Annotated in this window: 24 protein-coding genes; 14 read left to right on the top strand and 10 right to left on the bottom strand. The window is 68.4% G+C overall.

The window, feature by feature from the left end; all coding sequences use genetic code 11:
• Positions 1 to 23: 23 nt before the first annotated feature.
• The 5 genes from gspK to gspG are packed head-to-tail and all read right to left on the bottom strand — an operon-like array spanning position 24 to position 2,993.
• The gene (gene gspK / locus B2J86_RS04330; protein ID WP_169170081.1) at positions 24 to 998 is read right to left on the bottom strand and encodes a type II secretion system minor pseudopilin GspK; all 975 of its coding nucleotides are present in this window, start codon (positions 996 to 998) and stop codon (positions 24 to 26) included.
• Positions 995 to 1,714: a type II secretion system protein J gene (locus B2J86_RS04325; RefSeq protein WP_169170082.1), complete on the bottom strand. Its 720-nt coding sequence runs from the start codon at positions 1,712 to 1,714 to the stop codon at positions 995 to 997. The genes gspK and B2J86_RS04325 overlap by 4 nt, the downstream gene beginning before the upstream one ends.
• A complete protein-coding gene (gene gspI, locus B2J86_RS04320) occupies positions 1,715 to 2,068 on the bottom strand; it encodes a type II secretion system minor pseudopilin GspI (RefSeq protein WP_169170083.1) in 354 nt (117 codons plus the stop codon).
• Positions 2,065 to 2,502 (bottom strand): prepilin-type N-terminal cleavage/methylation domain-containing protein, encoded by a 438-nt coding sequence (locus B2J86_RS04315; RefSeq protein ID WP_169170084.1) that lies wholly within the window; start codon positions 2,500 to 2,502, stop codon positions 2,065 to 2,067. Before B2J86_RS04315 ends, gspI begins: the two co-directional genes overlap by 4 nt.
• A 41-nt stretch (positions 2,503 to 2,543) precedes the next feature.
• Positions 2,544 to 2,993 carry a type II secretion system major pseudopilin GspG gene (gene gspG, locus B2J86_RS04310; RefSeq protein ID WP_169637091.1) on the bottom strand — a complete coding sequence of 150 codons (450 nt, stop codon included), beginning with the start codon at positions 2,991 to 2,993 and terminating at the stop codon, positions 2,544 to 2,546.
• A gap of 66 nt (positions 2,994 to 3,059) precedes the next feature.
• On the opposite strand from gspG, the gene B2J86_RS04305 reads away from it, so the two are divergent.
• Positions 3,060 to 3,500, top strand: coding sequence for a general secretion pathway protein C (locus B2J86_RS04305; RefSeq protein WP_169170086.1), 441 nt, complete (start codon positions 3,060 to 3,062; stop codon positions 3,498 to 3,500).
• A gap of 37 nt (positions 3,501 to 3,537) precedes the next feature.
• On the opposite strand, the gene B2J86_RS04300 is transcribed toward B2J86_RS04305, so the two are convergent.
• From B2J86_RS04300 to ilvA, 3 genes are all read right to left on the bottom strand, one after another.
• Positions 3,538 to 4,107 carry a histidine phosphatase family protein gene (locus B2J86_RS04300; RefSeq protein WP_173024800.1) on the bottom strand — a complete coding sequence of 190 codons (570 nt, stop codon included), beginning with the start codon at positions 4,105 to 4,107 and terminating at the stop codon, positions 3,538 to 3,540.
• The gene (locus tag B2J86_RS04295; protein ID WP_169637089.1) at positions 4,104 to 4,928 is read right to left on the bottom strand and encodes an adenosylcobinamide-GDP ribazoletransferase; all 825 of its coding nucleotides are present in this window, start codon (positions 4,926 to 4,928) and stop codon (positions 4,104 to 4,106) included. Before B2J86_RS04295 ends, B2J86_RS04300 begins: the two co-directional genes overlap by 4 nt.
• 76 nt (positions 4,929 to 5,004) lie before the next feature.
• The gene (gene ilvA / locus B2J86_RS04290; RefSeq protein WP_169170089.1) at positions 5,005 to 6,576 is read right to left on the bottom strand and encodes a threonine ammonia-lyase, biosynthetic; all 1,572 of its coding nucleotides are present in this window, start codon (positions 6,574 to 6,576) and stop codon (positions 5,005 to 5,007) included.
• A gap of 333 nt (positions 6,577 to 6,909) precedes the next feature.
• Between ilvA and B2J86_RS04285 the strand changes: the two genes are divergently transcribed.
• Positions 6,910 to 7,359 (top strand): OsmC family protein, encoded by a 450-nt coding sequence (locus B2J86_RS04285; RefSeq protein ID WP_173024799.1) that lies wholly within the window; start codon positions 6,910 to 6,912, stop codon positions 7,357 to 7,359.
• A 9-nt stretch (positions 7,360 to 7,368) separates the two neighbouring features.
• Here B2J86_RS04285 and coq7 read toward each other — a convergent pair whose 3' ends face one another.
• The gene (gene coq7 / locus B2J86_RS04280) at positions 7,369 to 7,986 is read right to left on the bottom strand and encodes a 2-polyprenyl-3-methyl-6-methoxy-1,4-benzoquinone monooxygenase (RefSeq protein WP_169170091.1); all 618 of its coding nucleotides are present in this window, start codon (positions 7,984 to 7,986) and stop codon (positions 7,369 to 7,371) included.
• 317 nt (positions 7,987 to 8,303) lie between these two features.
• Between coq7 and B2J86_RS04275 the strand changes: the two genes are divergently transcribed.
• The 3 genes from B2J86_RS04275 (at position 8,304) to B2J86_RS04265 (ending at position 12,143) form a co-directional block, all read left to right on the top strand.
• Complete coding sequence (locus B2J86_RS04275; RefSeq protein WP_173024798.1) at positions 8,304 to 9,359, top strand: porin; 1,056 nt, start codon at positions 8,304 to 8,306, stop codon at positions 9,357 to 9,359.
• A 209-nt stretch (positions 9,360 to 9,568) separates the two neighbouring features.
• Positions 9,569 to 10,669, top strand: a complete 1,101-nt coding sequence (locus B2J86_RS04270; protein ID WP_173024797.1) for a porin — start codon at positions 9,569 to 9,571, stop codon at positions 10,667 to 10,669.
• 256 nt (positions 10,670 to 10,925) lie between these two features.
• The gene (locus B2J86_RS04265) at positions 10,926 to 12,143 is read left to right on the top strand and encodes a M20 aminoacylase family protein (protein ID WP_169170094.1); all 1,218 of its coding nucleotides are present in this window, start codon (positions 10,926 to 10,928) and stop codon (positions 12,141 to 12,143) included.
• A 108-nt stretch (positions 12,144 to 12,251) separates the two neighbouring features.
• On the opposite strand, the gene B2J86_RS04260 is transcribed toward B2J86_RS04265, so the two are convergent.
• Complete coding sequence (locus B2J86_RS04260; protein WP_173024796.1) at positions 12,252 to 13,166, bottom strand: LysR family transcriptional regulator; 915 nt, start codon at positions 13,164 to 13,166, stop codon at positions 12,252 to 12,254.
• A 112-nt stretch (positions 13,167 to 13,278) separates the two neighbouring features.
• Here B2J86_RS04260 and B2J86_RS04255 point away from each other — a divergent pair, with 112 nt between their 5' ends.
• From B2J86_RS04255 to B2J86_RS04215, 9 genes are all read left to right on the top strand, one after another.
• Entirely contained in the window at positions 13,279 to 15,396 is a 2,118-nt protein-coding gene (locus B2J86_RS04255) for a 3-hydroxyacyl-CoA dehydrogenase NAD-binding domain-containing protein (RefSeq protein WP_173024795.1), read from the top strand.
• Positions 15,397 to 15,531: 135 nt separating this feature from the next.
• Positions 15,532 to 16,713, top strand: a complete 1,182-nt coding sequence (locus B2J86_RS04250) for an acetyl-CoA C-acyltransferase (RefSeq protein ID WP_169170097.1) — start codon at positions 15,532 to 15,534, stop codon at positions 16,711 to 16,713.
• 14 nt (positions 16,714 to 16,727) lie between these two features.
• Positions 16,728 to 17,936, top strand: coding sequence for an acyl-CoA dehydrogenase family protein (locus tag B2J86_RS04245; protein WP_169170098.1), 1,209 nt, complete (start codon positions 16,728 to 16,730; stop codon positions 17,934 to 17,936).
• 10 nt (positions 17,937 to 17,946) lie between these two features.
• Positions 17,947 to 19,077 carry an acyl-CoA dehydrogenase family protein gene (locus B2J86_RS04240; protein WP_173024794.1) on the top strand — a complete coding sequence of 377 codons (1,131 nt, stop codon included), beginning with the start codon at positions 17,947 to 17,949 and terminating at the stop codon, positions 19,075 to 19,077.
• Positions 19,074 to 19,883 carry an oxepin-CoA hydrolase, alternative type gene (locus B2J86_RS04235; protein WP_169170100.1) on the top strand — a complete coding sequence of 270 codons (810 nt, stop codon included), beginning with the start codon at positions 19,074 to 19,076 and terminating at the stop codon, positions 19,881 to 19,883. The genes B2J86_RS04240 and B2J86_RS04235 overlap by 4 nt, the downstream gene beginning before the upstream one ends.
• Positions 19,884 to 19,959: 76 nt before the next feature.
• Positions 19,960 to 21,168: a CaiB/BaiF CoA-transferase family protein gene (locus tag B2J86_RS04230; protein WP_169170103.1), complete on the top strand. Its 1,209-nt coding sequence runs from the start codon at positions 19,960 to 19,962 to the stop codon at positions 21,166 to 21,168.
• 73 nt (positions 21,169 to 21,241) lie between these two features.
• Positions 21,242 to 22,234 (top strand): tripartite tricarboxylate transporter substrate binding protein, encoded by a 993-nt coding sequence (locus B2J86_RS04225; protein WP_169170101.1) that lies wholly within the window; start codon positions 21,242 to 21,244, stop codon positions 22,232 to 22,234.
• A 7-nt stretch (positions 22,235 to 22,241) separates the two neighbouring features.
• Positions 22,242 to 23,258: a nitronate monooxygenase family protein gene (locus B2J86_RS04220; RefSeq protein WP_169170102.1), complete on the top strand. Its 1,017-nt coding sequence runs from the start codon at positions 22,242 to 22,244 to the stop codon at positions 23,256 to 23,258.
• A partial coding sequence (locus tag B2J86_RS04215; protein ID WP_173024793.1) for an electron transfer flavoprotein subunit beta/FixA family protein occupies positions 23,255 to 23,877 on the top strand: 623 nt, incomplete at its 3' end. The genes B2J86_RS04220 and B2J86_RS04215, both read left to right, overlap by 4 nt.

Genomic DNA, 23,877 nt, shown 5'->3' with positions numbered 1-23,877 from the left:
CTGGAGCCGCTGGCGGGGCGCGTTCACGGCGTTGTGGGCGCCGCAGCTGCCCCGGCCCACGCGGTGGCGCCGCGTTCGCGCCACAGGGCGCGCACGGTGGCGCCGTCGCGCACCACCAGCGAGCGCTCCTGCACCGTCACGTCGCCCAGGCGCAGCCGGCCACGCACTTCAAAGTAGTCCGAGCGCACGCCCAGCGCCGCATTGCCCACCGTGGCACCGCTGCCCAGCAGCGCGCGCGCCTCTTGCACACTGCGAAAGTGCTGGATCTCACGCACCGCCATCAGCTTGTTGGCGCCGGCCTGGCCCAGTCCGTCGATGCAGGCCATCAGCACCTCGGCGCCTGCGGTGTTCAGGTTGACCGGGGTGGGCCGCGGCAGCAGCGTCACATGCGGCGCAAGCAGGGCCACGGTGGCGGGCGCCAGGCCCAGCCAGGTCAGTTGTGCCAAGGTTTGTGGCATCAGCGGCAGCTCGGCATTGTTGCTGCCGGCCTGCTGGGCCAGGCGCAGCGACTCGGCCAGGGAGCCCGCTGCCGCCGGCGGCAGGCCCAGGCGTGCGAACAGGCGTTGGAACTGTGCCAGCACGTCCTTTTGCACGGCGCCGTCCACCACCAGGTTGGCCAGGTTCAGGCGCGATTGCAGGTCGATGATTTGGCCCGACAGGAAGGCATCGCTGGTGTCGGTGCTGGCGTCGGGTTGCTGCGCCACGCCGCCCTCGGCCGCCAAAAAGGTCGACAGGCGGGCTTCTTCGAGCGGCACGGCCCAGGGTTCGGCCAAGTAGTCGGCGCCGCCGGCGTTGCGGTCTTCGGCCAGGATCAGGCGCGACCAGTCGAGCGCGCCGACCAGGATCCAGGCCGATTGCACGCGCGCCCGCTCGGCGGTCTCGACCTCGATGGCGCGCCACTGCTGCCACATGGCGCTGGCGGCAAAGGTGGCCACCAGCGTCACGGTGAGCATCGCGGCCAGCAGGGCGGCGCCGGCCTGGCGTGGACGCACGCTCATGACTTGCCGCCGCCGCGCAGCGGATTCACCCAGTCGCGCATGACCGGCCCCGCCAGCCCCGCGCCCGGCGGCAGGTCCAGCTGCAGGCGCACGCCGTCGGGGATGGTGGTGTCCGCGCTCGGGGCAGCGGGCGCATTCGGGGCGCCGGGCGCACCAGGCGCACCAGGGGCGCCGGAGGGTGCGGACGCGTCGCTGCTCGACTGCGGGTTGGTCCAGGCGTCGCGGCGGTAATAGAACACCTGCCAGCCGGCCAGCGGAAGCAGGGCCACCTCGCCGCGCTTTTCGGCCGCACCCGGGTTGCGCGCCCAGAGGGCGGCCTGTTGCCAGGCCTGCTGCCACTCGGCGCGCGTGCGCAGCGGCGCAGACTGCCAGCGCAGCCACTGGCCCTGTCCCTGCACATTGCGCTGCGCCCAGGCCACCACCAGGGCACCGGGGTCCGGCACGGCGCTGCTGCGGCGCGTGAGGCGCAGCACCTGTCCGTCCCAGGCAATGGGCACGGTGTGCTCCAGTGGCAGCAGCGCATCGAGGTCGGTGCCCCACTGCGCCAGGGCCGCCTGCAGCACCAGCAGGGCGTCGCCGCGCTGGCGCGTCTGTTCCTGCGAGCGCACCATGCCGTCGAGGCCGCGCCAGCTCACGATGGCCAGCAAGGCCATCACGGCCAGGGCCACCAGCAGCTCGACCAGGGTGAAGCCGCGCGCGCGCGTCCGGGTGTCCATCTAGCGCCGCCCCACGATGGTCGACAGGCGCAGCACCGGGCTGCCCTCGGCCAGCACCTGCGCATCGACGCGCCGGAAGCTCGGGTTGGGCGTCGGCCGCACCGCCACGGCGACCGTGAACTCGCGTCCGGCCTGCACGCAACTGTGCTGGCTGTCGCCGACGGACGGCATCTGGCGCGACAGGCGCACCTGCACCAGCTCGTTCTCGGCGCACAGGTGGGCCAGCAGCACGTCGGCCTGGCGCTGCGCGTTGCGCGTGAGCGCGCTCGTCGCCTGCAGCCCCGCGAGCAGCGCAATGGCGACGATGGCCAGCGCCACGAGCACCTCGACCAGGGTGAAGCCGCGCTGCGTCATGGCACCGGCTCGGCAGTGAACGGGCGCAGACCGTCGCTGGCCACGCGCAGGGCGCGCTCGGGGTGGTCTTGCAGAAACAGCGTCACCGCCTGCGGGCCGATCAACGGTTCGGGCCCGAGCACCAGCACTGCGGCGCCGCGCACCCGGGTGTCGGCGCTGAGCCACTGCGCGGGCAGCGTGCCGGCGCGCACGCCGTCAAAGCGAAAGCCTCCCGCCACCGCCTGCCAGCGCACCGGAACGCCGCTGGCCCGCGACTGCGCGCGTGCCGATTCGAGCAGCGCCGCCAGCCGTTCGCCTTCGCGCGCGAGCTGTGTCTGGCCCGGATCGCGCAGCGCCAGGCCCACGCCGGCCGTGGCCAGCGCCATGATGCTGACGACCACCAACAGCTCCAGCAGCGTGAAGCCGTGGGCGCGGCGGCGGGTGGCGGGGTGCATGGGGTGGTGCCGGCGCCGCAGCGCAGGCAGGGGAAGTGCGGCTATTGCCAGCTGCCGATGTCGGCGTTCTTGCCTTCGCCGCCGGGCTGGCCGTCGGCGCCCAAGGACATCACGTCGATCTCGCCCTTGACGCCAGGGTTGAGGTATTGGTAAGGCCGGCCCCAGGGGTCGTTGGGCAGCTTGTCGAGGTAGGGCTTCCAGTTGGGAGGCGGCGGGCCGGCCGTGGGCTTGGCGATCAGGGCCTGCAGGCCCTGATCGCCCGTGGGGTAGCGCTGGTTGTCGAGGCGGTAGAGCTTGAGCGCCTGCATGAGGTTGGTGACATCGGTGCGGGCCGCCGTGACGCGCGCGTCGTCGGCGCGGTCGAGCACGTTGGGCACGATCAGCGCGGCCAGCACGCCGATGATGACCAGCACCACCATCAGTTCGATCAGGGTGAAGCCCCGGGCGATATGGCGGCGCGCGGCGCGGGCAAGAGAGAGGGGGCGTTTCATGGCAATGGGCAATCGGTAGGGGCAAGGCGCGTGTGCCGCGCGGATCGCGTGAATGATAATCCTGCGATGGTGACAAATACCGAAGGCCGTTGGAACGTGCGCCTGGCAACCATGGCGCTGTGGGCGCTGGCCGCGGCCAGCGTCTTTTATTGGGCGCTGCGCCTGCTGGCCGTGCCTTCGGGCCTGCCCGTGCCGGCCGTGTCTGCAGCCCCGCCGGCCCCCGACGCGCAGGCCATGGCGCGGCTGCTGGGCGTGTCCACGGCCGCTGCGCCGACGGCACCGGCGCTGGCCAGCCGCTTTGCGCTGGTGGGCGTGCTCGCCGGCCGCAGCAGTGGCGGCGGGGCGGCGCTGATCGCCGTGGACGGCCAGCCGGCCAAGCCGTTTCGCGCCGGCGCCGTGGTCGACGCCGGCCTGGTGCTGCAGTCGCTGGGCCCGCGCCAGGCCCGCCTGGGCCCGGCTCTGGACGGCCCCGCCACGATCACGCTGGAGATGCCGGCGCGCCAGTGACGGCGCTGGGCGCATCGGTGCGCCGCACCCCGGTGTCTCACTCCAGGTCCCACACCGTCCATGCGCCGAACGCTGGCGCTGCGGTCGGCCAGGCGTCGGCACGCAGCGCTGCGCCGGGCGCGGCCTGCAGCAGCCACTGCACGCAGCGCGCGACGCCCGCGTGGGTGATCCAGAGCACATCGCGCCCGCCGTGGGTGCGGCTCTGGGCGTCCCGCAGCGCGGCGCCCACGCGCGCCAGCATGCGCTCGAGCGCCTCGCCGCCGCCAGGGCGGTGCGTGGCGAACGCGGCGGTCCAGGCGTCGATGTCGGCGCGCGCCATGGCATCCCACGGCCGGCCTTCCCAGGCGCCAAAGTCCATCTCTGCCAGCCGCGCGTCGGCTTGAAGCGTCAGATCGGGCCTGAGCCCTTGCAGGGCAAGCGCCAGAAGCTCGCATCTTTGTAGCGAAGAGTGGCGCACCGCCAGGCCGTGCGGCAGGGCCGCGGCCAGGCGCCGCGCGCTCTCGGCCGTGGCCGCGGCGTCGGCCGGCAGGTCGAGCGCGCCATAGCAGGTGCCGGGGGCCACCAGTGGCTGAGCGTGGCGCGCCAGCCAGAGGCGCCGGGCGCTCACGCGCCCACCCAGCGCGCCAGCGGCCCCAGCGCCAGCGCGGCGCCGAGGTAAAAACCCACTTCGCTGACCTGCTGCACGGCGCCCAGGCAGTCGCCGGTGAAGCCCTGCAGGCGCCGTGCAAACCGCCGCGCCATGTGCGCGGCGCCCAGCGCGCTGCAGGCCACGCCTGCTATCAGAAAGAGAGCTGAATGCGCTTGCCAGACAAGGGCCAGAGGCAGAAAACACCACAAACCCGCAGCCCACAGCGCGCGCGCGCTGATCTGGTCGGCCAGCGGCTTGCTCTTGGACGTGGCGGTGTCGCCCACATGCGGCAGGGCGCGCACCAGCCCCAGCGGCCAAAAGCGCGACAGCACATGGCCGCCGACCAGCGCGCACAGCGCGGCGGCGAGGCTGTGCGCGCCCAGCAGCGCCAGCAGGCTGGTCTTGGCCAGCAGCGCCAGCACCAGCGCCATGGCGCCAAAAGCGCCGATGCGCGAGTCCTTCATGATCTCGAGCGCGCGCTCCTTCTGGGCGCTGCCGCCCAGGCCGTCGGCCACATCGCCGAGGCCGTCTTCATGGAAGCCCCCTGTTACCAGCACCGTGGCGATGGTGCTGAAGACCGCGGCCACGAGCGGCGCGAACGGCTGCGCGCCGAGCGCCCACTGCAGCGCCGCGTACACGCCCGCCGCCACCGCGGCCACCAGCCAACCGACGCCCGGAAAGTGCGCGCTGCTGGCGCGCAGCAGCGCCGGGCTGAAGCCCACCCACGCCGCCAGCCGCCCCGTGACGGGGATGCGCGTGAAGAACTGCACGGCCAGCAGGTAGTGGCGAAACGCTTGCATGGGGTCGCTGTTTCTCAAAAACAATAGCTGCCAACGCAGACTGAGTAAGCGCTGGACGCTGTTTTTGCTTGAAGTATCAGGCCGGGACGGCGGGCGCCTGCAGGAACAGGCGGTAGGCCGGGTTCAGCGTTTCCTCGACGTGCGGGTAGCCCAGCGTGGCCAGGAAGGCGTCGAACGCGGCGGCGTCGCCGGGTGGCACCTGCAGGCCCACGAGGATGCGGCCATAGTCGGCGCCCTGGTTGCGGTAGTGGAACAGCGAGATGTTCCAGGTCGGCTGCATCAGGCTCAAAAATTTGAGCAGCGCGCCCGGGCGCTCGGGGAAGACGAAGCGCAGCAGGCGCTCGTCCTGCGCCAGCGCCGAGTGGCCGCCCACGAGGTGGCGCAGGTGCTCCTTGGCCAGTTCGTCCTGCGTCAGGTCCAGCGCCTCGAAGCCGTGGCGCTGGAAGTTCTTGGCGATCTTCTCCGACTCGCCCTTGCCGTGCGTGGCCAGGCCCACGAAGACATGGGCGCGCGCCGCGTCGTGGATGCGGTAGTTGAACTCGGTAACGTTGCGCGGGCCGCCCGGCAGGCCGCCGATGACTTCGCAAAAGCGCTTGAAGCTGCCGCGCTCCTCGGGGATGGTCACGGCCAGCAGCGCCTCGCGCTCCTCGCCGACTTCGGCGCGCTCGGCGACGAAGCGCAGGCGGTCGAAGTTCATGTTGGCGCCGCACAGGATGGCGGCGTAGGTCTCGCCCTTGGTCTTGTGTTGGGCGACGTACTGCTTGATCGCGGCCACGGCCAGCGCGCCGGCCGGCTCAACGATGCTGCGCGTGTCGACAAAGATGTCCTTGATCGCGGCACAGACCGCGTCGGTGTCCACGGTCATGTAGTCGTCGACCAGACCGCGCGCGATGCGGAAGGTTTCCTCGCCCACGAGTTTGACGGCCGTGCCGTCCGAGAACAGGCCCACGTCGGGCAGCGTGACCCGGTGGCCTGCCGCCACCGACTGCACCATGGCGTCCGAGTCGTTCATCTGCACGCCGATCACCTTGATGTCGGGGCGCACGGCCTTGATGTAGTTGGCCACGCCCGAGATCAGGCCGCCGCCGCCAATCGCCACGAACACGGCGTCGAGCCGGTTGCTGCCGAGCTTTTGCAGCTGGCGCAGGATTTCCATGGCGATCGTGCCCTGGCCGGCGATCACGTCGGGGTCGTCGAACGGGTGCACGAAGCTCAGGCCCTGCTCCTGCTGCAGCACGGCCGCGTGGTCGTAGGCGTCGGTATAGCTCTCGCCGTGCAGCACCACCTCGCCGCCGAGCGCCTGCACGGCATCGACCTTGAGCTGCGGCGTTGTCGTCGGCATGACCACCACGGCGCGCGTGCCGAGCTTGCGTGCGCTCATGGCCACGCCCTGGGCATGGTTGCCGGCCGAGGCGCAGATCACGCCGCGCGCCAGCTGCTCGGGCGTGAGGTGCGCCATCTTGTTGTAGGCGCCGCGCAGCTTGAAGCTGAACACGGGCTGCTGGTCCTCGCGCTTGAGCAGCACCTTGTTGTGCAGGCGCCGGCTCAGGTTGCGGGCGGGGTCCAGGTCGGACTCGACCGCCACGTCGTAGACGCGCGCGGTCAGGATTTTTTTCAGGTAGTCGAGGGGGGTGAGATGCTGGGTCATGGTCGGGTGCGAAACGGCGCCGCCCGCGCGGTGCGCGGCCTGGCGCGGCAGCCATCATAGGCGCGCGCGCCGCGCGCCTCCCGGGCCGCGCAGCCAAAAAAAAGCCCCTGGCCGTGAGGCCGGGGGCTGAATCCATCCTTTTGAGGAGATGGAGGAGACAATCGTTGCATGGCAGGGCGTACCTGCCGGGTGGGCCCGCCGCGCATTTGGCGCTGGGCGGCTGTGCTGTGATGGAGTTTAACGCAGTCCGGCGGGAAGATGTTGCATTGCAGCAAAAACCATTCATTTTTTGGGTCAAATCGTGGCAATGATGCACCACAAGGAGAACACGGCATGGAATGCACAGTGAGCTGGACAGGGGCGGCGGGCACACGCTCGAGCATGGGTTTCGTGGCAGAGACGGGCAGCGGCCATGTGCTCGCCATGGATGGCGCGCCCGACGCCGCCAAGCCCGAGAACGGCGGCCAGAATCTGGCGCCGCGCCCCATGGAAACCGTGCTGGCCGGCACCGGCGGCTGCACCGCCTACGACGTGGTGCTGATCTTGAAGCGCGGGCGCCACGACGTGCGCGGCTGCAGCGTCCGGCTCACGTCCGAGCGCGCCGCCACCGAGCCCAAGGTGTTCACCAAGATCCACATGCACTTCACCGTGACCGGCAAGGAGCTCGCGCCCACGGCTGTCGAGCGCGCCATTGCGCTCAGCCACGAGAAATACTGCTCGGCCAGCATCATGCTGGCCAAGACGGCCGAGATCACCACCAGTTTTGATGTTGTTGAGGTGTAAACCAGGTCTTCAAACGTAATGTGCGGTGGTCGTCATGAGCTTGGCGGCCGCTTTCATGAGCGCGCGTGCCGGCGCCGGCAGCGTGAGCGCTCCCGCTGCCAGGGCGTTGGCCGCGTGGCGCTCTTCGTCGGCCTTCATGCGCGCCACCACGGCGCGAGAGGCCAGGTCCTGCGCGGGCAGGCGCTCCAGGTGGCTCTGCAGGTGCGCAGCCACCTGGTTTTCTGTCTCCACCACAAAACCCAGGCTCACGCGGTCGCTCACCTTGGACGCCACCAGCCCGACGGCAAACGCGCCGGCGTACCACAGCGGGTTCAGCAGGCTCGGGCGGTCGCCCAGGGCCTGCAGGCGCTCACGCGTCCAGGCCAGGTGGTCGCCTTCTTCGCGTGCTGCGTCCAGCAAATGGGCGCGCAGCTGCGGGTCGCGGGTCACGGCAGCCTGTGCGGTGTAGAGCGCCTGCGCGCAGACCTCGCCCACATGGTTGACGCGCATCAAGGCGCCCGACAGGCGTTTTTGATCCGGGTCCAGCTCGGTGGCGGGAAGGAGTGCGGCGGGAGAGTCTTCGCTGGCGCGCGGCGTGGCAAAAAGCGTGCGCAAGGCGGCGTCGGCAGCGGTCAGGAGTTTGTCCATGCTCGTCTTACCCTAGTTGGTGTTGATTGAGGTTGTTGTTTCTTTTGGATACTTTCATGCGCCTGAAATATGGGTGTGCTGGCGTAAGAACGGCCGATTTGGAAGGATCTTGTCCTGTGTTGTTTCATTGCAACGAAATCCTGGTTTGACGGACATTGTGGGGGAATTTCTTTGCGAAAGGGGGCGCCGTCTGGTGCAATAGACCACAACTTCCCTACCAGGAGGTTGGCCCGGGCAACCGGTGGTGCATGGCAGGAGTCACCTCTTGCCATCCCTCCCGTACCGGTGCCCTACGTTAAACCTTGGAGTAATTCGAAATGAAAAAATCCCTGATCGCCTTGGCCGTGCTGGCTGCTTCCGGCGCTGCAATGGCTCAGTCGTCTGTCACCATGTTCGGTATTGTTGACGTGGGCGTTGGCCATGTGTCGGCCACCAACTCGGTGACCGGCGTGACGCAAAGCGGCAACTCCTCCAGCCGTCTGGGCTTCCGCGGCGTGGAAGACCTCGGTGGTGGTCTGAAGGCTGGCTTCTGGCTGGAAGGCGCTATCTCGCCTGACACCGGTACCGGCGCTGGCGCCAACAACACTGGCCCTGGCTTCGCTTTCTCGCGCCGCTCGACCATCAGCCTGGCTGGCAACTTCGGTGAAGTGCGCCTGGGCCGTGAACTGGCTGCTGGCTATGCCAAGCCCACCTCGTACGATCCCTTCGGTCAAGTCGGCCTGGCTTCGCTGCAAGGCTGGACCACCGTCCGCGTGAGCAACGGTGTGAGCTACACCACCCCCGGCAACCTGGGCGGCTTCTCTGCAATGGCCCACTACGGTTTCGGCGAGCAAGCTGGCAACAACAGCTCGGGCCGCTACATGGGCCTGTCGGGTGCCTATGACAACGGTCCCATCAGCGTGACCCTGGCGGCTGACCGCGTCAAGGCCGGCATTGTGCAAACCGGCTATAACGGTGCGGGTGCAGTTTTGGCTAACGACCTTAAGACCTGGAGCCTGGGTGCTTCGTACGACCTGGGTGTCGTGAAGCCTGCCTTCGCATACCACTCGGAAAAGGGCGGCGCCACCTCGAACGCCAAGGTCGACACCTGGATGCTGGCTCTGACGGCGCCCGTGGGTCCTGGCAAGCTGATCGGTTCGTACGCTCGTTATGACGACAAGAACAGCAGCAACGATTCCGACGCTTACGCAATCGGTTACGTGTACGACCTGTCCAAGCGCACCGCTGTGTATGGCACGTACGCCCACATGAAGAACAAGAACGGCGCAAACCGTAACCTGGGCGGCGTGAGCGGCAGCTTCAACAGCAACGTGACCGTTGGCGCTGGCGAAAACGTCGACGGCTACCAAGTCGGCATCCGCCACGCGTTCTAATCCCCTGCTGGCCTGAGCCAGCAGCGTGAAACGCCAAGCCGCCAACCTTCGGGTTGGCGGCTTTTTCTTTTGGGTTCCCAGTTGTGCTGGAGCATGCCCGCTCGCCCATGGTTATCCCTGTGTCGGCAGTTTGCAACAATGCGTTTTCAAGGCGATGGAGTCACTAAACTGAATTGGTTGTAACCAACCGCAGAAAGAGAGACATCGGCATGAAGAAAATCGCGTTCAAACAAGTTGTCGCCCTGTGCGCGGTCGCACTGGCCTCCGGCTTCGCCTGTGCGCAGACGAGCAGCGTGCAGCTGTACGGCATCGTGGACGTGGCCTATCGCCATACGTCCAACGAAGGACCGGCCAGCGATCCAGGCCAATCGCTCAACCAGATGGTGGGCGGTGGCATGTCGCAAAGCCGCTGGGGCATCAACGTGAACGAAGACCTGGGTGGCGGTCTGAAGGCGCTGGTCAACCTGGAAAACCGTTTTGGCGCCGACACCGGCGCTGCCACCACGCCCTACTTCCAGCAGTCCTGGGTGGGCCTGCAAGGGGGGTTTGGCCGGCTGACCATGGGCCGTCAGTACAACATCCTGTTCGATCTGGTGACCAGTACCTATGCTTCGTACCCTTACTCGCCCTATATGGACGTGTACAAGCCTGAGATCGGCTTTTCCCTGGGTGCGCGCAACGACAACATGATCAAGTACATGGCCGAAGTCGGCGCAGTGCGCGGTGCATTGCAGTACGCGTTCGACGAAAAGAGCCCCACGGGTGGCAAGTCGATCGGCGGCTATTTGCGCTATGCAGCCAACGGCATCGCCGCAGGTGCGGGTTACCAGGACTACGAATTTGCCTCGGGCAAGAAAGTCAAGGCCTACACGCTGGGCGGCTCCTATCGCACCGGCCCCTGGTACGTCAACCTGGGCTATGGCCAAAACAAGGTGGACACGGGGCTGACGCCCACCGACTCCGCGGTGTTGGGCGCCATGTGGGGCTCTGCCGCCAACGGCGGCTTTGGCAGCGGGGCGATGTTCCTGAACGCCAACAAGCGCACCATCTATACGGTGGGCGCGGGTTACCAGGTCACGCCGCAAATCAATCTCGGCGCCCATTATTTCCGCGCCAAGCAGTCGGGCGCGACCTCTTCGGCAGACGGCACGGCCGACTTCCTGACGATGGCGGCGGACTATGCGTTCTCCAAGCGCACCGATGCCTATCTGGAAGTCGACCGGACCAAGCTCAAGGGCGGCAACATCGCCTTTGCCAATGGCGCCACGTCCCGCAGCGGTTTCACCATCGGCCTGCGCCACCGCTTCTGACCCCGACAGTGTTCAGCCCCAGGGCTGAACGCTTCCGGCGTTTTGCCAAGCCGGCCTCCTGCCAGGAGGCCGGCTTTTTTGTTTTGCGCACCCACGGCCCAGGACCGTGCCGGTGTTGCGCGCTGCCGACACAAAGTGCCGCGCGCCTGCGGGCCGGGGTGGAGCGCCTGCCGGGCGCTGCGTCTCGCGGCACAATGGTTTTTTGTTCTGTACGGCTGCCCGAGCGCATGGTGCGGGGCAGGGCTGGAGTCCCTTGATGCAAGCGTCCCGTTTGAAGGCCGGTGGCCGTGCTTTTGCACACATCGCCCAGTACTACCCCGAGCTCGTGGCGCTGCGCCGCGACCTGCATGCCCACCCCGAGCTGGGGTTTGAAGAGCTCTACACCGGCGCCCGCGTGAAAGAGGCGCTCAAGGTCTGCGGCGTGGACGAGATCCACGATGGCATTGGCCGCACGGGCGTGGTGGCCGTGGTTCGCGGGCGCAGCACGGCCAGTGGCCGCATGGTGGGCCTGCGTGCCGACATGGACGCGCTGCCGATGACCGAGCACAACGACTTTCCCTGGAAGTCGGCCAAGTCCGGGGTTATGCACGGCTGCGGGCACGACGGCCACACGGCCATGCTGATCGGCGCGGCGCGCTATCTGGCGGCCACGCGCAACTTCGACGGCACGGCGGTGCTGATCTTCCAGCCCGGCGAAGAGGGCTTTGCCGGTGCGCGCGTGATGATGGAGGACGGCCTGTTCGAGCGTTTTCCGGTCGATGCCGTGTATGCCATGCACAACTGGCCGGCCATGAAGGCCGGCACCGTGGGCCTCAACAACGGGCCCATGATGGCGGCGGCCGACCGCATCACCATCGAGATCACGGGCCGCGGCGGCCACGGCGCGCACGCCTACCAGACGGTGGACGTGGTGCTGGTGGCGGCGCAGATCATCACCGCCGTGCAGAGCATCGTGGCGCGCAATGTGCGCCCCCTCGACAGCGCGGTGATCAGCTTGTGCGCGATACAGGCCGGCGACCTCGGCGCCTTCAGCGTGCTGCCAGGCAAGGCCACCCTGGTGGGCACGGTGCGCACCTTCGAGCCGGCCTTGCAGAACATGGTGGAGCAGCGCCTGCACGAGCTGTGCAGCGCCGTGGCGCTGGGCTTTGGCGCGACGGCCACCGTGCACTACGAGCGCATGTACCCCGCGACCATCAACACCGAGCGCGAGGCGATCTTCGCCGGCGATGTGGCGCAGAGCCTGGTCGGCGCCGAGCATCTGGTGCGCGACCTCGAACCGAGCATGGGGGCCGAAGACTTCTCGTTCATGCTGCAAAGCAAGCCCGGCGCCTACCTGCGTCTGGGCCAGGGCAACGGCGCGGGCAGCTGCGGGCTGCACAACAGCCGCTACGACTTCAACGACGACGTCCTGCCCCTGGGGGCGGCCCTGCACGCCGGGCTGGCCGAGCAGGCCATGCCGCTGCCCATGCTGTGACCCTGTCTACGCCGTTGGCCGCTCCAGACGCGTTGTGGAGATTTGCTATTGGAAAAGAAGCGCCTGGCGCTTTGCCAGTAAGCGTTTGAAGCCGATTGGACCTGATTTTCAGGTGGTGGGCAGGCCGTGGTCCCCGCCGGGCAGGGCGCGGCCCAGCAGGTAGTCGATGCAGGTGCGCACGGCGCGTGTCTGGTGGCGGTTGGGCATGTAGAGCATGAACATCTGCGTGCCGAAGATGCTCAGCCGCCATGCGTCCAGCGCGGTCAGCACCTCGCCGCTGGCCACGGCGTCCTGCACCACATAGTCGGGCACCAGCCCCACGCCCAGCCCGGCCAGGATGCCCTGGCGCAGGAACGGGAAATGCTCGGATATCAGCGTCGGCTCCAGCGTCACTTCTTCGCGCAACTCGCCCTGGTAGGCGCGCAGGCGCAGCTGGCGCCCGACCACGCCGGCCGTGATCAGCGGCGCGGTGCGCAGCGCTTCGGGCCCCGCGGGCAGGCCATGCGCCTCGGCGTAGCTGCGCGAGGCGCAGGCGATGTAGCGCACCGCTCCCAGGTCGCGCGCGACCAGGGTGGGCGGCGGCTCGGGCATGACGCGAATGGCGATGTCCACGTCGTCGCGGATCAGGTCGTCCACGCGATTCTCGAACAGCACGTCGAGCACGATGCCCGGGTACAGGCGCTTGAAGTCGATCAGCCAGTCGGACATCACCATCTGCCCGTAGCCGCTGGGCACGCTCACGCCGACGCGGCCCTGCAGGCCCTGGCCCAGCGTGGTGATGGTTTCGCGCGCGGCCAGCATTTCGTTCTGGATGGCGCGACCATGCTGGTACAGGCGCAGGCCCAGCTCGGTCGGCTCGACGCGGCGCGTGGTGCGGCGCACCAGCTGCACGCCCACCGATTTTTCGAGCTGGTTGAGGTGGTAGCTCACGTTGGCGCGCGTCATCTTCAGGTTGCGCGCGGCCTGGCTGAGGTTGCCGGCGTCCACGATGTCCACGAGCACGGTCAGGGAAGTGAGTTCCATGGCTAGGTGTAAAAAAATATTTGACAGTCTGTCAATGATCAATGTCATTGTCAAGATTGTTTAGCGCATCAACAATAGGAAGCTTTTTTCTAATCCACCAGGAGAACCCCGCATGGGCGCAGCCATCCCCGATTCCGTTGTCACCACCGCCCGCGCGGGCGCCGTCCTGGTCGTGACCGTCGACAACCCCCCGGTCAATGCGCTGGGTGTCGCGGTGCGCCAGGGGCTGGCCGCGGCCATGGCGGCGGCGCAGGCCGACGCATCCGTCGCTGCCGTGCTGCTGGTGGGCGCGGGCAAGGCCTTTATCGCGGGCGCGGACATCCGCGAATTTGGCAAGCCCGCCATGCCCCCGTCGCTGCCCGAGGTGTGCCGCAGCATCGAAGACTCTCCGAAGCCCGTGGTCGCGGTATTGCATGGCGCCGCGCTCGGCGGTGGCCTGGAAGTGGCGATGTCGGCGCACTACCGCGTGGCGCTGCCCGCCGCCAAGCTCGGCCTGCCCGAGGTGACGCTGGGCCTGCTGCCCGGCTCGGGCGGCACGCAGCGCGCGCCGCGCCTGATGGGCGTCAAGGCCGCCACCGAGCTGATGCTCAGCGGCAAGCACCTGGGCGCCAAGGCCGCCCAGCAGGCCGGTCTGGTGGACCGCCTGGCCGAGGGCGCCGACCCGGTGGCCGCGGGCCTGGCCTATGCCAATGAACTGCTGGCCCAGAACGCGCCCGTGCGCCGCACGCGCGACATCGCCATCGCCGACCCGGCGGCGGCGCTGGCCGACCTGGAGCTTCTCAAGGCCGAGACCGCGAAGAAGACCCGCGGCCTGTTCTCGCCGCTCAAGATCATCGAATGCGTGCAGGCCGCGGTGCAGCTGCCATTTGACGAAGGCATGGCGCGCGAGCGCGCGCTGTTCGTGGAGTGCCTCGACAGCCCGCAGCGCGCCGGCCTGGTCCACGCCTTCTTTGCCGAGCGCGAAGTCGCCAAGGTGCCCGAGGCCAAGGCCGCCGCGCCGCGCGCGTTCGCCAGCATCGCCGTGATCGGTGGCGGCACCATGGGCGCGGGCATCACCGTGTCGGCGCTGGACGCGGGCTACCCCGTGACCATGGTCGAGCGCGACGCCGCATCCATCGCCCGGGGCCGCGCCAACGTCGAGAAGGTCTACACCGGCCTGGTCGCCAAGGGCCGCATGACCGAAGAGGCCAAGGCCGCCGTCCTGGCCCGCTACACCGGCAGCACCTCCTACGACGACCTCAAGGACGTGGACCTGGTGATCGAGGCCGTGTTCGAAGACCTCGAAGTCAAGAAGGCCGTGTTCCAGGAGCTCGACCGCGTGTGCAAGCCGGGCGCCGTGCTCGCCACCAACACCTCGTACCTGGACATCGACGCCATCGCCGCGGCCACCAGCCGCCCGCAGGACGTGATCGGCCTGCACTTCTTCAGCCCGGCCAACATCATGAAGCTGCTGGAGATCGTGGTGCCCGCCAAGGTGTCCGCCGACGTGGTCGCCACGGCGTTCGAGCTGGCGAAGAAGCTCAAGAAGGTGCCGGTGCGCGCCGGCGTCTGCGACGGCTTCATCGGCAACCGCATCCTGGCCGTCTACAAGCAGGCCGCCGACTACCTGATGGAAGACGGCGCCAGCCCCTACGAAATCGACGAGGCCGTGCGCGGCTTTGGGTTTGCGATGGGCCCGTTCCAGGTCACCGACCTGGCCGGCGGCGACATCGGCTGGGCCACGCGCAAGCGCCGCGCCGCCACGCGCGACCCCAAGGCCCGCTACGTGCAGGTGGCCGACCGCATCTGCGAGCGCGGCTGGTTCGGCCAGAAGACCCAGCGCGGCTTCTACCTTTACCCGCAGGGCGCCCGCGTGGGCCAGCCCGACCCCGAGGTGCTGGCCATCGTCGATGCCGAGCGCCAGCGCGCCGGCGTGGTGCCGCGCCCGTTCACGGCCGACGACATCATGCGCCGCTACATGGCCGCGATGGTCAACGAAGGCGCCAACGTGGTGCACGAAGGCATTGCGCTGCGCCCGCTCGACGTGGACGTCACGTTCATCTCGGGCTACGGCTTTCCGCGCTTCCGTGGCGGCCCGATGAAGTGGGCCGACACGGTGGGCCTGCCCAAGGTGCTGGCCGACATCGAGGAGTTCGCGAAGGAAGACGCCCTGTTCTGGAAGCCCTCGCCGCTGCTCGTGAAGCTGGTGCAGGAAGGCCGGAACTTCGACAGCCTGAACCGGGCCGCCTGAACGCCGGACGCTGGAGACACCGGAAAACTATCAAAAGAAGAGCGCACAGCGCTTGCGGTTACTGGGTTTCATAGTATTTTTTATCTGAAACGCAGGAAGCAAAGGCGCTGGAAGCTATCAATTAAGGAGCAAGCCATGCGCGAAGCCGTCATCGTTTCCACCGCCCGCACCCCGCTGACCAAGTCGCACCGCGGCGAGTTCAACACCACGCCGGCCGCCCAGCTGGCGGCGTTTTCCGTCAAGGCGGCGGTCGAGCGCTCGGGCATCGATCCCGCGATGATCGAAGACCTGGTCCTCGGCTGCGGCAACCCCGACGGCTTCCAGGGCCGCAACCTGGGCCGCCAGACCGTGCTGCGCGCCGAGCTGCCTTTGGGCATCGCGGGCACCACCATCACGCGCTACTGCGCCTCGGGCCTGCAGTCGATCGCGATGGCCGCAGGCCGCGTGGTGGCCGAAGGCGTGGACGCCATGCTGGCCGGCGGCGTGGAAACCATCTCCGGCATCCGCGCCGGCAACAACCTGCCCACCGACATGGACCCCTGGCTGGTCGAGCGCAAGCCCGAGCTGTTCATGGCCATGATCGACACCGCCGACGTGGTGGCCAAGCGCTACCACATCTCGCGGGAAGACCAAGACGCGTTCTCGCTGCTGAGCCAGCAGCGCACCGCCGCTGCGCAGGCGGCCGGCCTGTTCGACAACGAAATCATTCCCTGCGCTACGCGCATGGCCGAAAAGAACAAGGACAGCGGCGAGGTCAGCTACCGCGACGTGGTCGCCACCCAGGACAACTGCAACCGCGCCAGCACCACGTTGGCCGGCCTGGCCAAGCTGGAGCCCGTGAAGGGTGCCGGCAACTTCGTCACCGCCGGCAATGCCTCGCAGCTGTCGGACGGGTCGAGTGCCTGCGTGGTGGTCGAAGCCAAGGTGGCCGAGCGCCTGGGCCTGCAACCGCTGGGCGCCTTCCGCGGCTTTGCCGTGGCCGGCTGCGAGCCCGACGAGATGGGCATTGGCCCGGTGTTCGCCGTGCCCAAGCTGCTGGCGCGCCACGGCCTCACCGTGCAGGACATCGACCTGTGGGAGATGAACGAGGCCTTCGCCTCGCAGGCGCTGTACTGCCAGCGCACGCTGGGCATTCCCGGCGAGCGGCTGAACGTCAACGGCGGCGCGATCTCCATCGGCCACCCGTTCGGCATGACGGGCGCGCGCCTCGTGGGCCACCTGCTGCTCGAAGGCCACCGCCGCAAGGCCAAGTGGGGCGTGGTCACGATGTGCATCGCCGGGGGCATGGGCGCCGCCGGCCTGTTCGAAATTTACTGACGCAAAGACACGATATGGACCTGAATTTCACTCCCGAAGAAGAGGCCTTCCGCGCCGAGGTGCAGGCTTTCCTCAAGGAAAAGCTGCCCGCCCGGATCGCCAACAAGGTCAAGGCCGGCCAGCGCCTGACCAAGGCCGACCAGGAGGAGTGGCACGCCATCCTCAACGCGCGCGGCTGGCTCGCCAACCACTGGCCCGAGCAATACGGCGGCCCCGGTTGGGGCGCCGTGCAGAAGTTCATCTTTGACAACGAGTGCGCGCTCGCGGGCGGGCCGCGCATCGTGCCCTTCGGCCTCAACATGCTGGGCCCGGTGCTGATCAAGTACGGCAACGAGGCACAAAAGGCGCACTGGCTGCCGCGCATCCTGAGCGGCGCCGACTGGTGGTGCCAGGGCTACTCCGAGCCGGGCTCGGGCTCGGACCTGGCCTCGGTCAAGACCACGGCCGTGCGCGGCCTGGACGCTGAAGGAGCGCACTACATCGTCAACGGCCAGAAGACCTGGACCACGCAGGGCCAGCATGCCAACATGATCTTCTGCCTGGTGCGCACCGACAAGCAGGTGCGCCCGCAGGCGGGCATCAGCTTCCTGCTGGTGGACATGGACACGCCCGGCGTCGAAATCCGCCCGATCCGCACGCTCGACGGCGACCGCGAGGTCAACGAGGTGTTCTTCACCGACGTGCGCGTGCCGGCCGAGAACCTGGTCGGCGAAGAGAACAAGGGCTGGACCTACGCCAAGTACCTGCTGACCTATGAGCGCACCGGCATCGCCGGCGTGGGCTTCTCGGTCGCGGCGCTCGAAAAGCTCAAGGTGGTCGCGAGCAAGGTGCAGCGCAACGGCCGCCCGCTGGACCAGGACCCGCAGTTCGCGGCCCGCATGGCCCAAGTCGAGATCGACCTCGAGAACATGAAGACCACCAACCTGCGCGTGATCGCCGCGGTCGCCGGTGGCGGCGTGCCGGGGGCCGAGAGCTCGATGCTCAAGATCCGCGGCACCGAGATCCGCCAGGAGATCCTGTCGCTGATCCGCCGCGCCGTGGGCCCGTATGCGCTGCCCTTCATCGAAGAGGCGCAGTACGAGGGCTATGCCGACGCGCCCGTCGGGCCCGCCGAGGCCGCCACGGCCGCGGCCAACTACTTCAACTACCGCAAGCTGTCGATTTTCGGCGGCTCCAATGAAATCCAGAAGAACATCATCTCCAAGATGATCCTGGGCCTGTGAGGTTGCTGCGATGAACTTTGAACACACCGAAGACCGCCGCATGCTGGCGGACACCCTCGACCGTTTCGTGGCCGAGCAGTACGGCTTTGAAACCCGCAACGCCATCGCCTATGGCGACACCGGCATGTCGCCCGCCCTGTGGGGCCAGTTCGCCGAGCTCGGCGCCATCGGGGCGCTGTTCCCCGAAGCCGAGGGCGGCTTTGGCGGCGCAGGCTTTGACATCGCCGTGGTGTTTGAGTCGCTGGGCCGGGGCCTGGTGGTCGAGCCTTTCCTGGGCGCCCTGATGGTCGGGCGCGCCCTAGCCGCGGCCGGTACGCCAGCGCAAAAAGAGCAGATCGCCAGCCTGATCGACGGCAGCACCGTGGCCGCGCTGGCGCACGATGAACCGGGCAGCCATTACGAACTCGCGCGCGTCGCCACCCGTGCGGTGCGCAGCGCCGAGGGCTGGGCCCTCACGGGCGCCAAGGCCGTGGTGCTGCAGGGCGACAACGCAGAACTGCTGCTGGTGTCGGCCCGCACTGCGGGCGCGGTGGACAGCGCGGACGGCATCTCGCTGTTCCTCGTGCCGGCCGATGCGCCCGGCGTGGTGCGCCGGGGCATGGGCCGCATCGACGGCGGCCGCGTGGCCGAAGTCACGCTCGACAACGTGCAGCTGGGCGCGGACGCGCTGCTGGGCGCCGAGGGCCAGGGCTTTGCCACGCTGGAGCTGGCCGTGGGCTGGGGCGTGCTGGCGCTGTGCGCCGAAGCGCTGGGCGCCATGGAAGTGGCCAAGAAAGACACGCTCGAATACCTGCAGACGCGCAAGCAGTTCGGCGTGCCGATCGGCAGCTTCCAGGCGCTGCAGCACCGCATGGCCGACCTGCTGCTCGAAGTGGAGCAATCGCGCTCGGCGGTCATCAACGCCGCTGCCGCCATGGACGCGGGCCGCGTGGAGCGCGAGCGCGCGCTGTCGGCGGCCAAGTTCACCATCGGCCGCATCGGCGCGCTGGTGTCGGAAGAGAGCATCCAGATGCACGGCGGCATCGGCATGACCTGGGAGCTGCCCCTGTCGCACTATGCCAAGCGCCTGGTGATGGTCGACCACGAGCTGGGCGACACCGACCACCACCTCGAGCGCTTCACCGCGCTGGGCCGCCCATGAGCGCCGCCGACACCCCGCTGCTGCAGCGGCGCGTTGGCGCGGTGCTGGTGCTGTCCAACAACAACCCGGCCGCGCGCAACGCGCTCTCGCCCGAGTTCTATGCCGCGCTCACGCAGGCACTGTCGCAGGCCGAGTCCGACCCCGGCGTCGGCGCCATTGTGCTGACGGGCGAGGGTGGGCATTTCTGTTCGGGCGGCGACCTGCGCCAGCTGGCCAAGCGCCGCGAACTGCCGATGGAGGAGCGCCGCGCCAAGCTCGAAGGCCTGCACGACCTCGTGCGCGCCGTGCGCGACTGCCGCAAGCCGGTGATCGCCGCCGTCGAAGGCGCGGCCGCGGGCGCGGGCCTGTCGCTGGCGCTGGCCTGCGACATGCTGGTGGCCGCCAAGAACGCGGTGTTTTCGGTGGCCTACGTGAAGGTCGGCCTCACGCCCGACGGCGGCGCGACCGCTTTCCTGGCCGAGTTCGTGTCGCGCCAGGTGCTGACCGAGCTGTGCCTCACGGGCGAACGCATCAGCGGCGAACGCCTGCATGCATTGGGGCCGGTCAACCGCCTGGCCGAGCCGGGCCAGGCCCTCGCGCAGGCGCTGGCCTTGGCCACCCAGGTCGCGGCCGGGCCCGACCAGGCCATGGCGCGCATCAAGGCGCTGTGCCGCAACGCCTACGTGCACACCCTGGAAGAGCAGCTCGAACAGGAAGCCCAGTCCATGGTGCGCTCGCAGGAAACCGAAGAATCACGCGAAGGCATTGGTGCCTTTCTCGAAAAGCGCCAGCCCGACTTCGCTACGCTACGGCAGAGCCGGGCGTAGGCGCTGGCATGGAAACCCCCCTGTGACAACCACCCCCACCCCTTCCCCCAACACCCCCGCCGCCCCGGGCGGCGGCATGGACTTTCCGCTCGAGGGCGTGCGCGTGCTCGACCTCTCGCGCGTCTTCGCCGGCCCGCTGTGCGGCATGGTGCTGGCCGACTTCGGCGCCGAGGTCGTCAAGGTGGAGCACCCGGGCCGCGGCGACGACACGCGCGACTGGGGCATGCGCATCGGCAAGACCGAAACCACCTACTACAACAGCATGAACCGCAACAAGCGGTCGATCACCGTGGACCTGCAGACGCCCGAAGGCGCCCGGCTGATCCACGACCTGCTGCCGCAGTTCGACGTGGTGGTGCAGAACTTCAAGACCGGCGGCGCCGAGAAGCTGGGCCTGGGCTACGAGCAGCTCAAGGCAATCAAGCCCGACCTGATCTACTGTTCGGTGGCCGGCTACGACAGTTCGGGCCCCGAGGCCCAGCGCCCGGGCTACGACCTGGTGATCCAGGGAGAGACGGGGTTGATGGCCCTCAACGGCGAGGCAAACACGCCGCCGCTCAAATTCGGTGTCGCCGTGGTGGACCTGATGACCGGCATGTACGCGGCCCAGGCCGTGCTGGCGGCGCTCTTTCAGCGCACGCGCACCGGCAAGGGCCGCCTGATCGAGATGGCGCTGTACGACTGCGGCCTGATGGTCACCGGCTACTACGGCCTCGACGCCATGCTGCTCGGGCACGACCCGCAGCGCTATGGCAACGCCCACCCGTCCATCGTCCCCTACGGCATGTTCGAGGCCCAGGATGGCCCGCTGATCGTGGCCGTGGGCAACAACAAGCAATTCGACAAGTTCTGCCGCCAGGTGGTGATGCGCCCCGACATCGTCGAAGACCCGCGCTACGCCACCAACGTCGAGCGCGCCAAGAACCGGCACACCCTGCAGCCGCTGATGGAGCAGCTGATCGGCAGCTTTGCGCGCGACCTGCTGCTCGAGCGCATGGCGGCCGCCGGCATCCCCTGCGGCAAGGTCGCGGGCCTGCACGAGGCCCTGACCAGCGAGCGCACGCGCCGCGGCGGTCTGCTGCAGGAAATGCCGCACCCGGTGGCGGGCAGCACGCACGTGTTCGCGCCGCCCTACCGCCTCGACGGCCAGCGCCTGCCCATCCGCAGCGCGCCGCCCACGCTGGGCGAGGGCACGCGCGAGGTGCTGCAGCAGCTGCTGCAGCTGTCCGAGCAGGAGCTGCAGGCGCTGCGCGACAAGGGCGTACTGACACTGCCGCAAGGTTGAATGTTAAAAATGATAGCTGCTGGCGCTTGATGCACAAGCGCTGCAGCCTGTTTTTATGCAAAAGGAGACTGGCATGAATTTTTCGCAAATAGGCCGCCGCACCGTGCTGGCCCTGGCGGCCGCACCGCTGCTGGTCGGCAGCGCCATCGCGCAGCAGGCGGCTGCCTGGCCCGACAAGATGATCAAGCTCGTCGTGCCGTTTCCGGCCGGCGGCCCCACCGACACAGCTGCGCGCATCGTCGGTCAGAAGCTGGGCGAACGCCTCAAGCAGACCGTGGTGGTGGACAACCGCCCGGGCGCTTCGGGCTCGATCGCGGCCGCCCAGGTCGCCAAGGCCCCGGCCGACGGCTACACGCTGATGATGCTGGCCACACCGACGCTGCTGGCGCCGCATCTTTACAAGAAGCCCGGCTACGACACCGTGAAGGACTTCACGCCCGTGGCCACGGTGTACGACCTGCCCATCGTGGTGGTGGTCAACCCCAAGCTGCTGCCCGATGTGGTCGACCTCAAGACCCTGATTGCCCACGCCAAGGCGCAGAAGACGCCGCTCAACTACACCAGCTCGGGCGCCGGCAGCTTCGGCCACCTGAGCATGGAAATGCTCAAGCAGATGGCGGGTTTCGACATGCAGCATGTGCCCTACAAGGGCGGCGTGCCGGCCATCACCGACACCATCGGTGGCCAGGTGCCCATCATGTATGCCGACCTCGTGGCCGCGCTGCCGCACATCCAAGCCGGCAAGCTGCGCGCCATCGCCGTGGGCTCGCCCCAGCGCGTGACCATGCTGCCCGACGTCAAGACCATTGCCGAGCAGGGCATCCAGGGCTACGACGCCGTGTCCTGGGGCGGGCTGCTCGCGCCGCCCGGCACGCCCAAGGCCGTGGTGGAACGCATTGCGGGCGAGGTTAAGCACATCCTGGCCGAGAAGGAGATCCAGGACAAGCTGCTGAACGTCGGCGCCATCGCCCAGTTCCAGGGGCCGGCGCAGATGGGCCAGCGCATCCAGCAGGACTACACCCGCTGGGGCCAGCTGATCCGCGACAAGGGCATTGCCTCCGAGTGACACACCCATGAAGACACGCATCACCGAACTTTTCGGCATCGAACACCCCATCCTCCAGGGCGGCATGCACCACGTCGGCCTGGCCGAGCTGGCATCGGCGGTCTCCAACGCCGGGGGGCTGGGCATCATCACGGGCCTGACGCAGCGCACGCCCGAGCTGCTGGCGCGCGAGATCGCTCGCTGCCGCGCCATGACCGACAAGCCCTTCGGCGTGAACCTGACCTTCCTGCCCTCGGTCAACCCGCCCGACTACCCGGGCTATGTGAAAGCCATCATCGAAGGCGGCGTCAAGGTCGTGGAGACGGCCGGCAACAACCCGCAGAAGTGGCTGCCCGCGCTCAAGGACGCCGGCATCAAGGTCATCCACAAGTGCACCTCGGTGCGCCATGCGCTCAAGGCCGAATCGATTGGCTGCGATGCGATCAGCGTCGATGGTTTCGAATGCGGCGGCCACCCGGGCGAGGACGACATCCCCAACTTCATCCTGCTGCCGCGCGCGGCCGAGGAATTGACGATCCCCTTCGTCGCGTCGGGCGGCATGGCCGACGGCCGCTCGCTCGTGGCGGCGCTGGCGCTCGGTGCCGAGGGCATGAACATGGGCACGCGCTTCATCGCCACGCAGGAGGCGCCGGTGCACGAGAACGTCAAGCGCGCCATCGTCGCGGCCAGCGAACTCGACACCCGCCTGGTCATGCGCCCGCTGCGCAACACCGAGCGCGTGCTGACCAATGCGGCCGTGGAGCGCCTGCTACAGAAGGAGCGCGCGCTGGGCGCCTCCATCACGTTCGAGGACATCCTGCCCGAGGTCGCCGGCGTCTATCCGCGCATCATGCAGCAGGGCGACATGGAGGCCGGCGCCTGGTCCTGCGGCATGGTGGCCGGCCTGATCCAGGACGTGCCCACCGTGCAGCAGCTGATCGACCGCATCATGGGCGAGGCCCATGCACTCATCACCGAACGGCTGGCCGGACTGGCCGGCCAGCGTTCCGCCACCCTTCAAAACCAGGAAAGAGCCTTTTCATGAAAATCCTCGTACCCGTCAAACGCGTGGTGGACTACAACGTGAAGGTCCGAGTGAAGTCGGACAACACGGGTGTGGACATCGCCAACGTCAAGATGAGCATGAACCCCTTTGACGAGATCGCCGTCGAGGAGGCCGTGCGCCTCAAGGAAAAGGGCGCCGCCACGGAAGTCATCGCAGTCTCGTGCGGCGACGCCAAGAGCCAGGAGACGCTGCGCACGGCGATGGCGATCGGCGCCGACCGCGCGATCCTCGTCGAGACCCCGGCGGACCTCGAGCTGCAGCCGCTGGCCGTCGCCAAGCTGCTCAAGGCCCTGGTCGAGAAGGAGCAACCGGGCCTCATCATCCTGGGCAAGCAGGCGATCGACGACGACGCCAACCAGACCGGCCAGATGCTCGCAGCGCTCGCCAACCTGCCCCAGGGCACGTTCGCGAGCAAGGTCGAAGTCTCTGGTGACAAAGTCCACGTCACGCGCGAAGTCGACGGGGGGCTGGAGACCCTGGCATTGAGCCTCCCTGCCGTCGTCACGACCGACCTGCGCCTGAACGAGCCGCGCTACGTGACGCTGCCCAACATCATGAAGGCCAAGAAAAAGCAGCTCGACGTCGTCAAGCCCGAGGA

Source organism: Acidovorax sp. SRB_14 (genome assembly GCF_012932145.1).
In the GTDB taxonomy this organism is placed as follows: Bacteria; Pseudomonadota; Gammaproteobacteria; order Burkholderiales; family Burkholderiaceae_C; genus Simplicispira.
Note: the sequence above shows the minus strand (reverse complement) of the source record. Positions and strands in the feature narration are given on the sequence as shown.

Bases quoted from the DNA above. Each gene is read 5' to 3' on its own strand.
- gspK (WP_169170081.1), bottom strand. From the start codon at position 998: ATGAGCGTGCGTCCACGCCAGGCCGGCGCCGCCCTGCTGGCCGCGATG.
- B2J86_RS04325 (WP_169170082.1), bottom strand. From the start codon at position 1,714: ATGGACACCCGGACGCGCGCGCGCGGCTTCACCCTGGTCGAGCTGCTG.
- gspI (WP_169170083.1), bottom strand. From the start codon at position 2,068: ATGACGCAGCGCGGCTTCACCCTGGTCGAGGTGCTCGTGGCGCTGGCC.
- B2J86_RS04315 (WP_169170084.1), bottom strand. From the start codon at position 2,502: ATGCACCCCGCCACCCGCCGCCGCGCCCACGGCTTCACGCTGCTGGAG.
- gspG (WP_169637091.1), bottom strand. From the start codon at position 2,993: ATGAAACGCCCCCTCTCTCTTGCCCGCGCCGCGCGCCGCCATATCGCC.
- B2J86_RS04305 (WP_169170086.1), top strand. From the start codon at position 3,060: ATGGTGACAAATACCGAAGGCCGTTGGAACGTGCGCCTGGCAACCATG.
- B2J86_RS04295 (WP_169637089.1), bottom strand. From the start codon at position 4,928: ATGCAAGCGTTTCGCCACTACCTGCTGGCCGTGCAGTTCTTCACGCGC.
- ilvA (WP_169170089.1), bottom strand. From the start codon at position 6,576: ATGACCCAGCATCTCACCCCCCTCGACTACCTGAAAAAAATCCTGACC.
- B2J86_RS04285 (WP_173024799.1), top strand. From the start codon at position 6,910: ATGGAATGCACAGTGAGCTGGACAGGGGCGGCGGGCACACGCTCGAGC.
- coq7 (WP_169170091.1), bottom strand. From the start codon at position 7,986: ATGGACAAACTCCTGACCGCTGCCGACGCCGCCTTGCGCACGCTTTTT.
- B2J86_RS04275 (WP_173024798.1), top strand. From the start codon at position 8,304: ATGAAAAAATCCCTGATCGCCTTGGCCGTGCTGGCTGCTTCCGGCGCT.
- B2J86_RS04270 (WP_173024797.1), top strand. From the start codon at position 9,569: ATGAAGAAAATCGCGTTCAAACAAGTTGTCGCCCTGTGCGCGGTCGCA.
- B2J86_RS04265 (WP_169170094.1), top strand. From the start codon at position 10,926: ATGCAAGCGTCCCGTTTGAAGGCCGGTGGCCGTGCTTTTGCACACATC.
- B2J86_RS04260 (WP_173024796.1), bottom strand. From the start codon at position 13,166: ATGGAACTCACTTCCCTGACCGTGCTCGTGGACATCGTGGACGCCGGC.
- B2J86_RS04255 (WP_173024795.1), top strand. From the start codon at position 13,279: ATGGGCGCAGCCATCCCCGATTCCGTTGTCACCACCGCCCGCGCGGGC.
- B2J86_RS04250 (WP_169170097.1), top strand. From the start codon at position 15,532: ATGCGCGAAGCCGTCATCGTTTCCACCGCCCGCACCCCGCTGACCAAG.
- B2J86_RS04245 (WP_169170098.1), top strand. From the start codon at position 16,728: ATGGACCTGAATTTCACTCCCGAAGAAGAGGCCTTCCGCGCCGAGGTG.
- B2J86_RS04240 (WP_173024794.1), top strand. From the start codon at position 17,947: ATGAACTTTGAACACACCGAAGACCGCCGCATGCTGGCGGACACCCTC.
- B2J86_RS04235 (WP_169170100.1), top strand. From the start codon at position 19,074: ATGAGCGCCGCCGACACCCCGCTGCTGCAGCGGCGCGTTGGCGCGGTG.
- B2J86_RS04230 (WP_169170103.1), top strand. From the start codon at position 19,960: ATGGACTTTCCGCTCGAGGGCGTGCGCGTGCTCGACCTCTCGCGCGTC.
- B2J86_RS04225 (WP_169170101.1), top strand. From the start codon at position 21,242: ATGAATTTTTCGCAAATAGGCCGCCGCACCGTGCTGGCCCTGGCGGCC.
- B2J86_RS04220 (WP_169170102.1), top strand. From the start codon at position 22,242: ATGAAGACACGCATCACCGAACTTTTCGGCATCGAACACCCCATCCTC.